Here is a 17,412-nt window from a genome sequence, read left to right on the forward strand (position 1 = left end):
CATCAAGAAGTTAAGAGTATTCATTTTTTACCCCCTGTAAAAATAATTAGAAAAAGAAACACTAAGTTCAACTTCACATGATTTATGTTGCAATATTTCATCGGAATTTATGATGCTAATTTATGCTAATATTTCTTGATTCTTTTTCCTAAAGACCCTAAGTTTACTTGTAAGCTCACTTATTACAAGGACAGATCAATAAGGATTTAAAATTCATTTACATAATGCTTATTTAATCAATGAGATGAAATATATTAAAAATGAGATTAAAAGGAATGATATTCATTTTTCATGTAATTTATGGAACAAAATCTATCGAAATTTATTATAAATAGTTGCCAGAATAGAAAAAAAGAAGTGCCACATAATAACAGAAATGAGTGAAAAGACACATCTTCAAGTGTACTGAAAGAGGTTATGTATAGCATAACATTCAAAATGAAAAATCATCTTTTTTCTATCTAAATAAATGAAAAGATTAAAAAGAAAACTTGAGGAGCGATTAAATTCATTTTTTTCAAAACGAAAATCAGCTTCAACGTTATCAGGAACGTATAGCAGAGTAATATCGACAGCTTATAGTTAACGAATTATAAAGAAATTAATAACAAAAGGAGAATACTCATGTACTAAAATCAATTTTTAGTATGCATCATTTTTTAGAGCTACTTTTTTCTTGAAAAAGAGTTGGGAATGATTTTAGATTGTTGAGGTGGTTACATACATGCCAATGTTGGATGTGGACGGTAGTAGTCTGTATTATATTGTTAAGGGAAAAGGGGTTCCTATTGTTTTTATTCATCCTCCTGTACTTACATGTGTGAATTTTGAATACCAAATAGAGGAAAATTGCCATGTAATGAATTGAAATTCATTGATAACGTAAAACATCAAATTCCTACAAAAGCAGCGAAGTGCTTAAATGAAATGATTCAGCAGTTTGCTTTTATTCATACCGAGATGAGACTTTTTCTTTACCCATAAAAAAGTATATTTATTTCGAAGTTATATACGTTTATTGTGCCAAAAATTCAATGGGAAAGGAGCTATCATGCTCCTTTTTATAATTGATATGTTAAAGAGTAGTAAGCGCTCAAGTTACCCCTACTAAATATTTCGAATTATTTTTGTGTACCGGTGATTGATGCGGATTGAGTCTTTCGAATGTAAAATCTAAAGCGTAAATATGCGAGTAGTGGTACAACTATGTTAGGTAATAAAAAATGGAGTAAAGAAGGAATACCTTCAAGCTGGGTATAGTCAGAACCTTTTACAGGGATGAAAAGCGAATCTCCTAATGGACCTTTTGAAAAAATTGATTTTTTTATCCTTTAATAAAGACGAGAGCAACACCAACTTTATGTTAAGTTAAGTCAATATTAAGGTTTTACATTACCAATGTATCCTTTATATAGTGAAAAATAAAAAGGAACGTGGGGGGCTCCTTTTAAATCAAAATGTTAGTGTTTATTAAGTAATCTCATTATTTTGTGGAAATGTAATCGTTAAAGTGGTTCCTTTATTAACAATACTATTTATATTTAAAGTGCCATTCATCGTTTCAATGATTTTTACTGCGACCATCGTACCTAAACCTGTTCCTTTTGCTTTTGTGCTAAAATACGGTTCACCAAATCGATTTATTTGCTCTTGTGTCATACCAATTCCGCTATCCTTAATAACAATAATAATTTTGTTTTCAAAAACAGATGACTTGACACTTAGTTTCCCACCATTTGGCATCGCTTCAATACTATTCTTTATTAAGTTTAAAAAGCATTGCTGGAAATGTTGTGTATTCCCAGTAATGGAACCTGTTACTAATTTTTCGGAAATATTTATAGAATTCATATTACATAGGGGCATCATCATACTTATTACTCTTTTTAATTCTTGGTCTATTACAATGTTATCAACTTTTTGTGATGCGGGTTTAGCAAATGTTAAGTAATCATCGATGATTACTTGAGCACGGTTTAGCTCTCCAAGAATATGTTCAATATATTGCTCTCGCGACTCTTGTGATAAATCTGGAGTTTTCAGGAGCTGCGTAAATCCTTTTACGACGGTAAGAGGATTTCTAACTTCATGTGAAATACTCGCAGCAAGTTGACTCACAACCTCCATCTTTTCCATTTTTACTAATTTGGATCTCATCATAACGGCATCTCTTAAAACTTCATTCGTATATACAACAAATAGCATGATAACAGGAGGGAGTAGAATAAAATAAGTAATATATGATTTTGTAATTGGAAAATCCGATAAAATCACAACGATAAAAGTTGTTAGTATAGCAAGGAAAAAAGGTAAAACCATTGACATAATAAGTTTTTTTCTTCGGTTTAGTTGCTTAAATTTAGAAGAAGAAAAGGCTGTGAAAACTAGCATTGTAATATAAACAATAACTGTTAAAAAGTTCACACCATAAAAAACAAACCGAATCAATAACATTATGGTTAATAAGGCGATCCCAACGGGCAAACCGCCATAAAGTGTACCTATGAAAAATGGAATCTGTCTCAAATCATGAACACAATTTCCGTCGATATATATAGGGTATTTCATACATAAAATTAACGGTACACTCGTGCATATCACAATAAGGGATTTTTTGTGTTTTTTGAAAAACATTCCGTTATCATATATAAAATAAAAAACAAAGACGCTACTTAAAATGTAAAGTAAATTATTTAATACGTTTTGGTTGATGTATATAAAATTCATCTAACAGGCCTCATTATTGTAGTTTTCAGTACTATAAGTATTATACAGAAAAAATGTAACTTCTTCATGTTTTAATTATTATAATAAAGACCGTTATTACTTTTGGATCATTATTTGTTTCGAGCATATTCCCATGCTAAGTAAAATTCCTCAACTGATGCATAACGTTGACTTCTACTCTTTTCTTTCCGTTTTTTTCGATACCAAAGCAAATATTTCCTGAATCTTGTTGATCGAATACTGCAAATACTTTACCTAGATTTAGAAGCCAATCGAAATCTTGATATTCTTTTAATCTAAAAATCACATCATCTAAATGAATTGTAATCGGAATTTCGTTCATTTTACACCTCTTATTTTATATAATCAGATTAAACATTGATATATTCGAGAGAAATATTGAAAGTCCTGTTTTGGTTAATAAAAAAGATGGCTTATAAAGCTAGATTATGAATATGAAAGGAGAAAGAGATGGATAAAGAAATAATCATTGAACCGTATAATTTAAATTGGCATACGGAATTTGTGAAGGAGAAAGAGAAATTTATCACATTACTAAAAAAGGACATCTTAGCGATTGAACATATCGGAAGTACGTCAGTAGAAGGGTTAGATGCTAAACCTCTCATTGATATGATGATAGGTGTTAAAGATTTAAAATTAGTTGATCATTGGATAGAACCATTGCAAACAATAGAATACGAATATATTTTTCACGAGAATTTTCCACAGAGGCGTTTTTTTAGAAAAGGTCAGTGGAGAGCAGGTACACATCATTTACACGTCTATACATATGGGGGCAAGAGTGGGAAGACAATTTATTATTTCGTGATTTTATAAGAAATCATGAATGGGCACGTGTGGAATACAAGCAATTAAAACAAGAGCTTGCTATGAAGTATCCATTTGATCGAGTGGCGTATACTAATGCAAAAGAACCTTTTATTCAAAGGATAATTGTACTGGCGAAAGAGAATCTATACATATAAAAATTAGAGTGGGAAATTTATTTTTTAGTTCACATACAGTATTTCTCATCTTATTCTAATCTTTCTTTCATTCTTTTTTCTTTTTTAATTGCTACAATCTGGAATGTATCAATATTTTGAAATTGAAAGAGGGATGCAAAATGAAGAAAACGTTCGGGAGTCAAATTTTTCATTTGTTTATAAAGATCGCAGGAGCTTGTGTGATTGCATTTAGTGTTACAATGTTTATCGTAAACTTTATGCTAGGAGATCAAATAGGATTAAAAAGCGTAAATAAAAATCTGGGTTCTCTTGGTGAATATGGTGCGATTGCAGCTGCATCGCTTTGGTTTTTACGTCATATTTGGCTGTTTTTACACAAAAATAAAATACCCGGATTCAAGTATATGAAAGAATTATATATGTTAGCAAAGAAATATCATATGTTTATCGGTTATGCTGTATTAGCTGTTGCAACAACACATGGAGTTTATTTTTTCATAAAGGGAAGTCACCATATGATACAGATTTACAGCGGCATATTTGCTTTTGGTAGCTTGGTATTGCTAGGAGTTGTTGGAATTTTTTTGAATAAGGTTAAAGACAGAAAAAAATCGGTATTATATCGAAGCATACATCAAATGATTGCGATTCTATTTGGATTAGGATTGATCATTCATTTGATAATATAGGAGGAATTAGGGTTGCATCATATATTAATAATTGAAGATGAAGAAAGTTTAGCTGAATTTTTAGAGTTAGAATTAAAATATGAAGGATATGCAGTAGAGGTACAATACGATGGGCGAAAAGGATTGGAAGCAGCCCTAGAGAAGAACTATGATATTATACTTCTTGATTTGATGTTACCAGGACTCAATGGGATTGAAGTATGTCGTAGACTGCGTGCGACGAAGAATACTCCCATCATTATGTTAACAGCGCGTGATAGTATTATGGATCGTGTTACAGGATTAGATAGCGGCGCTGATGATTACTTACCGAAGCCATTTGCAATTGAAGAACTCCTTGCACGAATACGTGTTATATTTAGACGCGAACAAAAAGAAGAAAGTAAGTCAACACTTTTGCTTGCTTTTAAAGATTTACAGTTACATGTAGAATCAAGAACGCTAAGAAAAAATGATGAAATCATTGAATTAACGAACAAAGAATTTGAGTTATTACTCATGTTTATGAAGAATATTAACCGCGTACTTACACGAGATATACTTTTAGAGCAAGTGTGGGGTTACGATGCGATTGTAGAAACAAATATTGTTGATGTATATGTTCGCTATTTACGAAACAAATTACATGGTGTAGATAAGGAGGAGTATATCCAGACTGTTAGAGGGGCTGGGTATGTGATGAGATGATCAAAAATTTTGCACAGCGCATTCGAAATCTCCCGATAAAATGGAAGCTAACTCTTTGGTCAACTACGTTATTATTTATTTTATTTGCTTTATATAATATTTTGCAGTTTATTGTGATTAATCAATGGACAGTAGACTATGAAAAGAAACAAATAAACAGACAAGTGAAAGAAATAGCAGCATATTTTACTGATAAAAAAGAAACACTTTCTAACAAAACAATTGAAAACAGTAAAGACTTTCTTAATAATATGAATGATAAACATCAGATTATTCGAATTTTAGATAAAGATGGACAACCAATTGTCTCGATTTCTCGTGATTTTAATCCGAGGTGGGCTTCTCCTAAATCGGTTACTCAGCCTGAAACTTATATAAAGAGGCATTTAGAAGATAGGATCTTAATTGAACGTAYGCCGATTCAAACAGCGTCATTTACGGGAACAATTGAGGTTGGGGAAAATTTAGAAGCGTTCGATCATTTGTTGAAAATCATTTTCGTTGTAATGGTTGCAGCTGGTATCGGTGGACTTATACTTAGTTTTTTAGGTGGAAGGATCATTGCTAAACAACTTTTATTAAGTGTTCAGAATATAACTGATACGATGAATCGAATTAAAACAAACGGGTTAAAAGAAAGAGTTCCTATACGGGAAAATAATGATGAACTTGCAAAGTTAGGCATTCTATTTAATGAATTAATGGATGATGTAGAAAAGTCTTTTTTACAACAAAAACAGTTTGTTGAAGACGCATCACATGAACTTCGAACACCCCTTACAATTATTCAAGGACATTTATCCATGTTAAACCGTTGGGGAAAGGATGATCCTGTTATTCTACAAAAATCACTTCAATCTAGTTTAAAAGAAGTGGATAGATTGAATAAATTAGTCTCAGAATTATTAGAGTTATCCAGGGCAGAATCAGAGCAAGTGCCCTCATTAACAGTCGAGCCTGTACATGTAAATACTGTGTTAAAACAAGTAATTCAAAACTTTGAGGTTCTTCAAACTGAATTTCAATTTGATATACAATTACATGCCGAAGGGGCATACGTGTCTATACCGGCATCTTACTTAGAGCAAATAATTATTATCGTACTAGATAATGCAATTAAATATACCAAAACAAATGATAAGTACATTTGTATTCAAACAAACTTGCAAAGAGATAACATTGCTATACGAATTGTAGATCATGGCGTTGGAATACCCGAATCAGATTTACCATTTGTACTTAATCGTTTTTATAGAGTAGATAAAGCAAGGAGTCGTAAACAAGGCGGAAATGGACTGGGGCTTTCCATCGCAAAACGGCTTGTAGAAAAATATAATGGAAACATCATATTAGAAAGTAAGGAGAGAGAAGGTACATCAGTTACAATTTCGTTTCCTTATGTTTTACATGAAAATGAGAAATAGATGAGAAAAGTTTCAAGGTATTTTCATATTGCTGTTGTATACTGTGTAAACCAATAGAACTTGTACTTTCTTAAAGTACGAACGTAATGAACATAAGGAGAGGGTAGATATGAACTACACAGTATTTCAATGGATTAATAATTTAGCGGGAACCTGAATCATTTCAGATAAGATCATGATTATGATTACGAATAGCGCGCCTTATGTGGCGATTCTTTTCATGCTTATTTTATGGTTTAGTAACGCAAAAACAGAAATGGCAATTCAAAAACAATATACTGTTGTATATACTGTTCTTACAGTTGGAGTTTCATTGCTATTAAATGTTTTCATTCATGCAGTATATTATCATGCACGACCTTTTGTAACTTATCATGTTCATCAATTAGTGCCACATGCAGTAGATTCATCATTTGTAAGTGATCATTCTGTACTTGTATTTTCAATAGCATTTACGATGCTATTGAGAGGGGAAAGATTAAAATATATTGCATTAATTTGGGCCGTACTAGTTGGAGTTTCACGTATTTACGTTGGTGTCCATTATCCAGCAGATATAATTGGTGGAGCATTCCTATCATTTATAACTTGTGGCATAGTAATGCAAAGTACGCGAAAATTAGAACCATTAACACAAATGGTATTTGTAATTTATGCATCCATTGCAAAACGAATTCCATTGTTATCGAAATATAACCATACACATTAATCATACAAGTCACTAGAAAAAGAACCTATTCGTAAATGATGGGTTCTTTTTCATGCATACAAACATTAATTTCACGCACTGTATTTAATTAGAAAACAAAATATCAGGGCTAGTTAGAAGATGTATGGCATGTGTAATTTTTCGTAAAACATTTTTTGAACGAAGTGTACAACGTCCATTGGGTACGAAACAGTCATATGTTCTGTAAAAATTTTATTCCGGAGTAAGAGATTTCCGCGAATATGTTAGTTAATAGAAATTCCTTACTTCAAAACGGGATCATTCAATGATCTGTATACCTCATCCATCCACTCTCTGATCGTTTTGCTTTAAATTTACCGTAAGATAAAAGCTTCATTGCTGAACGAGTAGCCGTGTGAAAAACTAAGATTCGCATCCATTCATCTTCCGTTTCACTAGGATAAGACGCGGACTCATAAGCATAATAAGCAGCCATGATACAAGGACCTACTTGCTCTGGTTCAAATTCATATGCAGTTGCATCATCGATAATTAAATCAATGATACTCTTGTTTCTTTCTTTGACTTCTTTCTGGATTAACTTTTTTACCGCCTCTGGTACTAACTTTAATATTTCATCTTTCATAACAGTCACCTCATTCTTTAGCATGTCCAAATAGCTTGGGGAGATATTGAACGTATTGTACCAAATTGGATGAAATTTGAATCTTAATTACGCAGGTTGAACAAAAGCTTACAGGTAATTACACTAAGACGTTTACTGCGTTCTTTATAGGTAATTTGTTTTTTCTGTTCTTTAGATGTTAAATCCTTTTGCCTACGTTTCATTTGTGTTTCAGTTAATTTATATAGGATAAGTCTTGCGGGAAGTTTTTGATACATTCCAATATAAATCTCAGGAATTTCATATGTTTCACCAGGCTGTAATTGGTCAATATCTTGATGGCGATGGGACGGGACCTCAATTAAAGTTTTTTAAACCTAATTGGACTTACCATTAAGAGAGCAAGGATTAAGGTAATCCATGCATTGCTATATGAAAACAATCCCATACCAGCCAATGGTAATCCAGCAGCTGGAATAGGTAATCCCATAAAATATCCAATGGTTGGTTTAACACTAAATTTAGCTAATCTTAAAGCACCCATCGTTGGGAAAAGGATAAATGCCAAAGAAGTTAAAATAGATGGTGCTGCTATCGAATGAAATAGAAGTGCAGGAGCAACTCCAAAACTAACAATATCAGCTAAGGAATCCAATTCTACGCCAAACTCACTGTTCACTTTTAATTTTCTCGCAATCCTTCCATCAAGAAAATCTAAAACAGCTGAAAGGAAAATAAAAATGGAGGCTACTTCCAAAAAGCCATTCATATTCAAGGTAATTGAAAAAACACCACACAATAAATTTCCAATCGTAAATAAATTGGGTACAGCTTTTACTATCTGATTGAACAATGTTGTCCCCCCTAAGTTGATCAAACTTCCCATTTATGTAGCATTTTCTATATATTCTTCCGTTATTCTTAAAAATATATGACCACTGCAAGCTAAGTAAATTTCGACAAGAAAAAAGCCGATTCCCTTGAAGTGACCCCAAGAAGTTGTCTTAATTCTTTTATAATTATAGTACACTATATACGTTGCTAGTTCTTGCTCAAAATGTTCTATACTCTTGAATTCTTTTCGATATATAAATTTTGACTTCATGATACCAAAGGAATTTTCAATTACTGCGTTATCGTAACAGTTCCCTTTACGGGACATGCTTTGTGTAATGCCACGTTTAGTAAGGGAATGACGGTATTGTTTCATTTGATAGTGCCAATCTTGATCAGGAGGATGCCGAATGCTCAGCTCATTATTTATCCAGATTCAGGGCATGGGTTCCTCTTCCGGTATCCGGAGCTGTTCGTCAAAGACATGTTGCTGTTCCTGCGATAACAATACATCCGACCCGCAAGCTATCTTTACCGTTAAAGAGGTCCTGCTAACATTTTAACGAAAATATACACATACACTCTGCCATTTTTGGGATGAAAAAGTTGATTTTCCTTACGTTAAGGAATCAGTGTCGATACACTAAACTATTGGAGGGTTTAAAATGATAAATAAAGATGTCATTCTCTACACTGGAGAAAATGGAATCGCAAAAATTACAATAAACAGACCGGAAGCACTCAATGCATTAAACCGAGATGTTCTTGAACAACTTTCATCCATCTTAGACAGGATTAAAATTGATTCAAGTGYAAAGGCAGTGATCATTATCGGTTCCGGGGAAAAGGCATTTTCCGCAGGTGCAGACATTAAGTATCTTAATAAAAGTACTCCTCTAGAAGTACGTGATTTAGCTCAGCTAGCTGTTACGGTTACTAATAAAATCGAGTCATTGGGGAAAGTAGTTGTTGCTGCTATCAATGGCTTCGCTCTAGGAGGTGGGCTTGAGTTAGCTGAATCCTGTTCGCTCCGTGTATGTGCAAATCATGCTAGATTAGGACATCCTGAAGTACGTATAGGTGCTGTTGCTGGTTTTGGTGGAACTACGAGACTTCCCAGACTTATAGGTAAGGAACGTGCTGCAGAACTGTTACTCACTGGAAACGCGATAAGCGCAGAAGAAGCTTATAGAATAGGACTGGTTAATAGGATTGTTGAGCCTAAACAGTTACTATCAGAATCAGAAACTCTTATCCTAGAAATTCTGTCTCAGGCTCCAATTGCAGTAAAAATGACCTGGGAGGCAATTCATAGGGGGAGCAATTTAACTTTAGAAGAGTCCGCTCTTCTCGGTGCAGATTATTTTGGTTTGATTGCATCCACAGAGGACTTCAAAGAAGGAACTAAATCATTTTTAGAAAAGACCAAAGCATCATTTAGTGGGAAATAGTTTATCGAATCAATCATTTAATTATTTCTCTTTTGATACTAGTTTAGTTATTTAATATCTTTTTGAATTACTTACTAATAAGTCTTATACAACAAGAATACAATATCAACTAAAATAAATACTATGAGGCTGGTGTATTACTATGAAAATTCTTGAAACCAATCGGCTTACCCTTCGCCTACAAACTACCGACGATGTAGAGTTTATCCTAGAGCTTCTCAATGATCCCTCTTGGTTACAATTTATAGGCGATCGTGGTGTGAAAACGATTGATGATGCACGTAACTACATTATGAATGGACCAATTCGTATGTATGAGCAATTCGGATTTTGTCTTTATTTGGTAGAGAGAAAAGAAGATCAAATCCCAATTGGGATTTGTGGTCTAGTAAAAAGAGACACCCTAGAAGATGTGGATATTGGTTTTGCCTTTCTTCCAAAGTATTGGGAAAAAGGATATGCCTATGAAGCAGCTTCTGCTGTAATGGCATATGGTAAAGATACTTTAGGATTAAATCGAATCGTCGCAATCACAACTCAAGACAATCACCCTTCAGCCAAGTTACTTGAAAAAGTAGGGTTACAGTTTGAAAGATTAGTTCAGTTGTCCAATGATCCTGAAGAGCTTAGACTTTTTGCATATAATAGTAGAACAGAAAACCATATAAATAACACATATAAATTATCAGATCAAAAAATAAGTTTAGATCGATTAACTGATGCATTCTTTAATGCATTTACCAACAAAAATGGAGAAGAACCAAATGTACGTGTACTCAATGATTTATTTATTCCAGAGGGAATGATCATTAAAAATACGGATTCCATCCCAAATATTTACAATCTTCAGCAATTTATCGATCCACGTGAAAAACTATTAAGAGAAGGGCGCTTAAATGATTTCAAAGAAGAAGAAATACAAGAAATTACAGAGATTTTCGGTAATATCGCTCACCGTTTCAGCTTATATCGAAAATCTGGAGTGTTGGATGGCGATTCATTCGAGACATTGGGGATGAAAACGATGCAGTTTATTCAAACTCCAAGTGGTTGGAAGATTAGTTCCGTAGCATGGGATGATGAAAGAAATGGATTAACCATACCGGAAAGATATCGCAATTAACAATTCAAGCAGAAAGCTCTCTGATCAAGGGTCTTCGCTTTTGCCACAAATATTGCAGATTACTTCGGTTTGATAGCAACAAAAGGGACAAGGGCAATTTAAGATTGATGATGAAATCATTGAAATTAAAGAGGGTACTGTTATTAGGATAGCACAAGAAGGGGAACGAATTTGGCGTAATAATTCAAGTGAACCTCTCTATTTTATCTGTATTCAAAACGCAAAAACAAATATCCGAATAACCTAACAAACGATACTGAATTCTCAAAAGAGGTAAATATTAGAAGTGAAGTAACGAAAAAAAATTTAAATAAATAATATTTTGAGTGGATATAATTAGGGGCCATTATAGAACATAACCTCATATTTAATTCGTTTCAGACATAGACAAAAAGATGTACACAACGTGAGTTTGTACATCTTTTTGTTTTTGATTAATTAAGTCACAATGATTGTTAAAATCCAATTCTACATAGTTGTTGTTTCAAATTTCATTTACCGTATATTTACAATAAAATAAAAAAATATAAAAATTGACCAGTACCAATAAATGAGAAACAGATCATATATTCTAATTCAAAAGAATATGCATGAAAAAATTGTAGAATGGAACCATATTTCATAAAGGATTTATAAAATATTATTGATCAGAAAAAAGAATGGGGAATTTTATCATGAAACTAACACCAGAACAACGGATTCAATTACATGGATTTAATAACCTCACAAAATCATTAAGCTTTAATATGTATGATATTTGCTATACAAAAACAAAAGAAGAACGAGAATCTTATATAGAATACATAGATGAACAATATAATGCAGACAGATTAACTAAGATTTTAAAAAATGTCTCAGATATTATAGGTGCACATGTATTAAATATTGCTAAACAAGACTATGTACCACAGGGGGCAAGTGTAACCATACTAGTATCAGAAGGTCCTGTGGTGGAAGTGCCGACAGAATCATTCACTGAATCTCCTGGACCGCTCCCAGATTCAGTTGTCATGCAGTTAGATAAAAGTCATATAACGGTTCATACGTATCCTGAATATCATCCAGATGAAGGTATCAGCACTTTTAGAGCAGATATTGATGTAGCTACATGCGGTGAAATTTCGCCTCTTAAGGCATTAAATTACCTTATCCACTCATTTGATACAGATATTATGACAATTGATTACCGCGTTCGGGGATTTACAAGAGATATAACAGGTAACAAGTTATTTATTGACCACGAAATAAGTTCTATCCAAAATTACATTCCAAATAACGTGAAAAAACTCTATGATATGATTGATGTTAATGTATATCAAGAACATATCTTTCATACAAAATGTAAACGAAAAGAATTTGACTTAAACAACTATCTATTTGGATATACCCAAGAAAAATTATCCGTGAAAGAACAAGAGGAAATTACAAAAAAATTAAAAACAGAAATGGATGAAATATTTTACGGAAAAAACATGAATCATGGATTAATTGAAGAGGATTTGGATGATGAACTCTAGGCACAATTTATTTCATTAGGCAACTTCTTGGACATGAGTCTGGTATTGTATCAGATTCATGTCTTTTAGTTTTGCCTTAATTTTTTATGATGATGAACAACAATTTGCTATATAAAAAGGTGAATTTCTCAATCCGAATTTTCAAATGAATCCATAATAATATAATGATTCCTTCACAAAACGTGAAGGGATTTTTTATCAATAGAGAATCATTAAACATTTATTTTCCAGTATATACTTTTGGGTAATCAGCTCTCGTTGGTTGCGGGAATTCCTTTAAAGTCTAGACAATCGCACATCACTCTGTTTACACCGACATTTCCAATATCCAGAATCCCTTGTTGTCCTACTGCTTTTTCCTTCATTAGATGAGCTAACAAGTTCACATCAGTTTCTGTGTACGCAATTCTCATTACTATCCCTCCATGCTCTTTACAAGTATATGTAAAGAGAATTAAAAACACGAATTTAAAGTTCGTGCAAAATAGGCAATTTCACGCACCGTATTTATAGGGGAAATATAATAATTTAAATAACTAAGTCAACATGAATATCTAATTTCCGCAAATACTACATTTTTTATTCTAGTAGTTGCTAAGTATAGAAAGTTTGCATAAACTACAATTAGAACAATCGTTCAATTTTTAATGAATTTAATCGAAAGGAGAAAACCGTTGAATAAAAGGCGTTATGACAGTGAACAAGCAAAACGAGTAATAGCTGAAAAAGCAACCGAATTATTTTCTATAAAGGGCTATGCAAAGACTTCTGTTGAAGATATTGCGAAAGCCTCTGGTTATAGCAAAGGACATATTTATTATCATTATCAAAATAAAGAAAACTTATTTGTATATTTGGCGCAAAGGGGTATGCAGCAATGGGATGAGAAATGGCAAACAACAACAAAGAAATATCAAACAGCGACAGAAAAGTTATATGGAATGGCTAGACACGTTCTTTATAATTACAAAGCTCCTTTATTAAGAGCTGGTCAAGAACTTGCATCAGATCCTACCACCAACCCTTCTACAGTGCAGAAACTATATGGATTAGCAATTATCCCCTTACAAGCATATCAATATATTTTAAAAGAAGGAATTAGCAATGATGAATTTAAAATAGAAGATATTGAAAAGACAAGTATTCTATTAGGTTCGTGGTTAGGTGGCTTATGTCAATTTATCCACACAATTGAAACTGAAGAATTACAACGTTTATTTGAAGAGGCAATCACTATATTTTTGTTATCTATTTCTAACAAGAAGTCTTAATTCATACTCGCCTTTTATTTCGTTTTCATGTAGAGAAATACGAGTCATGGAGGAGAGAAAAATGAAAATAGCGCTATTTGGAGATAGTCTAACCGAGGGAAGGCCAGGTATTTCTTTTTATAAAATATTGAGCGATCAATTTCCAAACGACACGTTATATAACTTAGGGAAACCAGGAGAAACAGTGACGGGCTTATATAATCGAATTAACCATTCTAAAGATGATGGTATATTTGATATTTCTTTTCTTTGGATAGGAATCAATGATATTTACGCCAAAGTATTAGGGGTAAAAGCGCGGCCAGTCGTATCGATGTGTTGCCAGATGGTCACGGTGAACGTAGATTTACGAAATTGAGTGATAATGTCACTAAGCGACGTTATGTAATTGCTCAAATGTATTTGGGGAATGGCAAACAATTCAACATTATAGAAATTGAACGGGAAAATCGCTCTTTGTCGATGTTAATATTATCATCGTTTGAAATTCGTGAATGGAAAACTATTTATGATCGACTGCTTATAAATCTTGTGAATGATAGTGGAACTTGGACAAGTAAGTCATTGAAAAGCATTGAAGGTCAAGGTATTACAGTGGTGAAAGCTAGACACAGTTCTAAAGGGGTTCAGCATAGGGCAGAGGTTTTATTGAACAAATTAGATTACTAGACATTACGAGGGGGTTTATTAATGAAAATGAATGAAAAAACATATCTAAGTATAGAAGAGATTATTTCATTACCAACCTTATCAGGTACAAACATAAGTGATGATGGCAAAAACGTAGCATTTGTCAAGAAGACAGCTAACTGGAAAGACAATAAATATAGGAATCATGTATGGATATATGAAAAAGATAAGGGGCAGAGTTACCCATTAACAACTAGGGATATAGATAGTACATACCCATTATGGTCTCCAGATTCTAGGGATATCGCATACCTTAGCCCAGTTGGTGACGGGGATAATAAGAAAAATCAGATCTTTGTTAAGTCAATAGATGGTTATAGTGGGGTTCAAATTACTGATGAGAAAGAAGGGGTCAGTAAATTCAAATGGGCGTCTACTGGCAAGGGTTTTTATTATGTTGCACAGTCAAAAGAATCTGAGGTGATAAAGAAACGTAAGGAACTATATGGGAATTTCCATCATATAGGTAAAGAATACCAGAATAATTGTTTATATTACATTGAAATAGAAAAAGTGATACAAAATGATAAACATGAACACCTAGAAAATTCTGATAGTTCTGGTAAAGATAAAGATGAACACGAAAATAGCGTTGTTTATCAACTAACTGATGGGAAGGATTTTCATATCCATGAATTTGATATTTCAAATGATGGGAAAAAGGTTGTATTTATGGCTACACCAAGCCCAAATATGGGAGATTATATTAATGGAGATCTATACATACTAGATATTAAAGCTGGAGAGCTACAAAAGATGAATATAGATAAGTTGTTAGGAGGGAGCGTTTGCTTTTCTCCTGAAGGCAGCAAAATATGTTATTCAGCAAGCATAAGGGAGAAGGATTACTATAAGACCCATATACAAGACAGTACATTAGAGATATATGATATTAATAATGGAGAGCTAATTCAACCTTTAGCAGATTTTGATAGTACGGTTATTCCATTACGGTGGACAGCTAAAGGAATTTTAATTAGATGGCAGAATAAAACTAATTATCTTATTGGGTTGCTATCTGAGGATGGCACTGTGGAAATGTTAAGCGAAAAAGTAGATAGCTTTATAATGGATGCTTCTATAACAAGGGATGGAAATCATATATCCTATAATAAGGCTATAACAAATGAAACCTTTGAAATCTATTTAGACGATAAAAAAATAACGAATGAAAATAGCTTTTTCAAAGGAAAGCTTAAAAGTAACAGGGAAATAATCTCATGGCAAAGTAGTGATGGTCTTGAAATAGAGGGAGTTTTATCAACCCCAGTAGAGTTTGACGCAAATAAAAAATATCCCTTATTAGTGGTAATCCATGGTGGTCCGGCTTGGGCATCCTTTCCAATATTTTCAGACTGTTTTAATGAGAAATATCCTATTGAACAGTTTATCGAAAAAGGCTTTATAGTTTTAGAACCAAACTACAGGGGAAGTTCTGGTTATGGTAATGAATTCTTAAAAGCAAACTATAGAAAGCTGGGAATTGCTAACTACGATGATGTTATATCTGGAGTGGATAAACTAGTTGACAAAGGGATTGCAGATAAAGATAGAGTAGGGGTTATGGGATGGAGCAACGGGGGATATATATCAGCTTTCTGTTCTACATTTAGTAGTAGATTTAAAGCTATTTCAGTTGGAGGTGGAATTACTAATTGGAGTACCCATTATGTAAATACAGATATACCTTACTTTATTAGGATGTATTTAGGAAATAATCCATGGGATGATCCAGAGATATATACTAAAACATCACCAATGATATATATTAAATCAGCCTGTACTCCCACCTTAATCCAACATGGTGAAAAGGATGCAAGAGTTCCAACTTCAAATGCATATGAGCTATATCAAGGATTAAGGGATATGGAAGTTGATACAGAATTAATTATATTTAAAGGAATGGCATATAGTTCTGACCAGCCAGGAATTAATGTGGCTATTATGAAGCAGAATTTGATGTGGTTTTCACACTATATTCTTGGAGAAAGTATGAAAGATTTTAGGGTTTTATGATTAATAAATGGATATCCTCACAGGATACATAAGGATGAAACAGTCTTCATAAGGAAGCTTTTTTTCTTATTTAGCCTGTGATTGTAGCTCTATGATTTCCATGTGAATTTCCACTGTATAATACTCTAGCAACTACATTGACTTACAATTGTATAGCAACGTTATGGCATTAAGCTCCCTGTACCTTTGTAGGGGTACGGAAACGATTCGTGTAAAAACTGCAATAGGATAAAAACGTGGCTCAGATATGGAAAATTACATATTTGCCACGTTTTCTTCTTATAAAAGATTAATTAGACCTAGAAGGCAAAGTAGAGATAAGAAATGGATACTTCAGTACAACTGATTTATCTACGGGACAAAAAAAGATATATTAAATAAAATGATCAAACTTTTTTCAAAATTTAGCTATTGTTTTTTGCTGAAAAAACAATACTTCACACAAGGTTTTGATCAAACTTTTTTTAACACCTACATTTATCACTACATTCTGTTGGTTTGGAATAGTGTTTGATAAAAATAGTTTGCTCATTAGCTTACATTGCAAGCGGTTTTTATCTAGTTTGTGTACAATATTAAAGTAAGAAGAATATTGTACAAGAGTGCAGATTTTCAAAGGAGGCATATATATGGGATATATTATGGACTTACGTAATTTGGTTGGAAGTAAACCTTTAATTATGGTTGGGGCGTGTGTACTTGTTATAGATCATGAGC

The 17,412-nt window shown here is 33.0% G+C and carries 14 protein-coding genes and 7 pseudogenes; 14 read left to right on the plus strand and 7 right to left on the minus strand.

Annotated features, from left to right (window positions below; translation table 11 throughout):
• Positions 1 to 1,470 precede the first annotated feature (1,470 nt).
• The gene (locus tag AC1DIT_RS23040; RefSeq protein WP_016115008.1) at positions 1,471 to 2,727 is read right to left on the minus strand and encodes a sensor histidine kinase; all 1,257 of its coding nucleotides are present in this window, start codon (positions 2,725 to 2,727) and stop codon (positions 1,471 to 1,473) included.
• Between the two features lie 136 nt (positions 2,728 to 2,863).
• Entirely contained in the window at positions 2,864 to 3,070 is a 207-nt protein-coding gene (locus AC1DIT_RS23045; protein WP_016132833.1) for a hypothetical protein, read from the minus strand.
• Positions 3,071 to 3,198: 128 nt separating this feature from the next.
• Here AC1DIT_RS23045 and AC1DIT_RS23050 point away from each other — a divergent pair.
• The 5 genes and pseudogenes from AC1DIT_RS23050 to AC1DIT_RS23070 all read left to right on the plus strand — a co-directional run bounded on the left by AC1DIT_RS23050 (position 3,199) and on the right by AC1DIT_RS23070 (position 7,207).
• Positions 3,199 to 3,716, plus strand: a pseudogene (locus AC1DIT_RS23050) (GrpB family protein).
• 140 nt (positions 3,717 to 3,856) lie between these two features.
• Positions 3,857 to 4,387, plus strand: coding sequence for a hypothetical protein (locus AC1DIT_RS23055; RefSeq protein WP_016115005.1), 531 nt, complete (start codon positions 3,857 to 3,859; stop codon positions 4,385 to 4,387).
• Between the two features lie 12 nt (positions 4,388 to 4,399).
• On the plus strand, positions 4,400 to 5,074 hold the full coding sequence (locus AC1DIT_RS23060; protein ID WP_016115004.1) for a response regulator transcription factor: 675 nt from the start codon (positions 4,400 to 4,402) through the stop codon (positions 5,072 to 5,074).
• Entirely contained in the window at positions 5,071 to 6,498 is a 1,428-nt protein-coding gene (locus AC1DIT_RS23065) for a HAMP domain-containing sensor histidine kinase (RefSeq protein WP_476998429.1), read from the plus strand. The genes AC1DIT_RS23060 and AC1DIT_RS23065 overlap by 4 nt, the downstream gene beginning before the upstream one ends.
• 157 nt (positions 6,499 to 6,655) lie before the next feature.
• A complete protein-coding gene (locus AC1DIT_RS23070; protein WP_229161693.1) occupies positions 6,656 to 7,207 on the plus strand; it encodes an undecaprenyl-diphosphatase in 552 nt (183 codons plus the stop codon).
• Between the two features lie 283 nt (positions 7,208 to 7,490).
• Here AC1DIT_RS23070 and AC1DIT_RS23075 read toward each other — a convergent pair whose 3' ends face one another.
• The 4 genes and pseudogenes from AC1DIT_RS23075 to AC1DIT_RS23090 all read right to left on the minus strand — a co-directional run.
• Positions 7,491 to 7,814 carry a hypothetical protein gene (locus AC1DIT_RS23075; protein WP_016115001.1) on the minus strand — a complete coding sequence of 108 codons (324 nt, stop codon included), beginning with the start codon at positions 7,812 to 7,814 and terminating at the stop codon, positions 7,491 to 7,493.
• Positions 7,815 to 7,930: 116 nt separating this feature from the next.
• Positions 7,931 to 8,131: pseudogene (locus AC1DIT_RS23080) on the minus strand (IS4 family transposase); the annotation flags it as partial.
• A gap of 23 nt (positions 8,132 to 8,154) precedes the next feature.
• Positions 8,155 to 8,646 carry a CDP-diacylglycerol--serine O-phosphatidyltransferase gene (gene pssA / locus AC1DIT_RS23085; RefSeq protein ID WP_016115000.1) on the minus strand — a complete coding sequence of 164 codons (492 nt, stop codon included), beginning with the start codon at positions 8,644 to 8,646 and terminating at the stop codon, positions 8,155 to 8,157.
• A 150-nt stretch (positions 8,647 to 8,796) separates the two neighbouring features.
• Positions 8,797 to 9,024: pseudogene (locus tag AC1DIT_RS23090) on the minus strand (integrase core domain-containing protein); the annotation flags it as partial.
• Between the two features lie 268 nt (positions 9,025 to 9,292).
• Between AC1DIT_RS23090 and AC1DIT_RS23095 the strand changes: the two are divergent.
• From AC1DIT_RS23095 to speD, 4 genes and pseudogenes are all read left to right on the plus strand, one after another.
• A complete protein-coding gene (locus tag AC1DIT_RS23095) occupies positions 9,293 to 10,078 on the plus strand; it encodes an enoyl-CoA hydratase/isomerase family protein (protein ID WP_476998430.1) in 786 nt (261 codons plus the stop codon).
• Between the two features lie 142 nt (positions 10,079 to 10,220).
• Positions 10,221 to 10,736, plus strand: a pseudogene (locus tag AC1DIT_RS23100) (GNAT family N-acetyltransferase); the annotation flags it as partial.
• Positions 10,737 to 11,283: 547 nt separating this feature from the next.
• Positions 11,284 to 11,418: pseudogene (locus tag AC1DIT_RS23105) on the plus strand (cupin domain-containing protein); the annotation flags it as partial.
• Between the two features lie 457 nt (positions 11,419 to 11,875).
• A complete protein-coding gene (speD, locus tag AC1DIT_RS23110; protein ID WP_016114997.1) occupies positions 11,876 to 12,718 on the plus strand; it encodes an adenosylmethionine decarboxylase in 843 nt (280 codons plus the stop codon).
• A gap of 240 nt (positions 12,719 to 12,958) precedes the next feature.
• On the opposite strand, the pseudogene AC1DIT_RS23115 reads toward speD, so the two are convergent.
• Positions 12,959 to 13,131 (minus strand): annotated as a pseudogene (locus AC1DIT_RS23115) (cell wall hydrolase); the annotation flags it as partial.
• 261 nt (positions 13,132 to 13,392) lie between these two features.
• On the opposite strand from AC1DIT_RS23115, the gene AC1DIT_RS23120 reads away from it, so the two are divergent.
• The 5 genes and pseudogenes from AC1DIT_RS23120 to AC1DIT_RS23140 form a co-directional block, all read left to right on the plus strand.
• The gene (locus tag AC1DIT_RS23120) at positions 13,393 to 13,989 is read left to right on the plus strand and encodes a TetR/AcrR family transcriptional regulator (protein WP_016114995.1); all 597 of its coding nucleotides are present in this window, start codon (positions 13,393 to 13,395) and stop codon (positions 13,987 to 13,989) included.
• A 61-nt stretch (positions 13,990 to 14,050) separates the two neighbouring features.
• Positions 14,051 to 14,347, plus strand: coding sequence for an SGNH/GDSL hydrolase family protein (locus AC1DIT_RS23125; protein ID WP_476998431.1), 297 nt, complete (start codon positions 14,051 to 14,053; stop codon positions 14,345 to 14,347).
• The gene (locus AC1DIT_RS23130; protein ID WP_476998432.1) at positions 14,305 to 14,658 is read left to right on the plus strand and encodes a Tn7-like element transposition protein TnsE; all 354 of its coding nucleotides are present in this window, start codon (positions 14,305 to 14,307) and stop codon (positions 14,656 to 14,658) included. The genes AC1DIT_RS23125 and AC1DIT_RS23130 overlap by 43 nt, the downstream gene beginning before the upstream one ends.
• Positions 14,659 to 14,679: 21 nt before the next feature.
• Positions 14,680 to 16,695 (plus strand): S9 family peptidase, encoded by a 2,016-nt coding sequence (locus AC1DIT_RS23135; protein WP_016131424.1) that lies wholly within the window; start codon positions 14,680 to 14,682, stop codon positions 16,693 to 16,695.
• 629 nt (positions 16,696 to 17,324) lie between these two features.
• Positions 17,325 to 17,412, plus strand: a pseudogene (locus AC1DIT_RS23140) (ADP-ribose pyrophosphatase); the annotation flags it as partial.

This window comes from Bacillus sp. 05T22 (assembly GCF_056396765.1).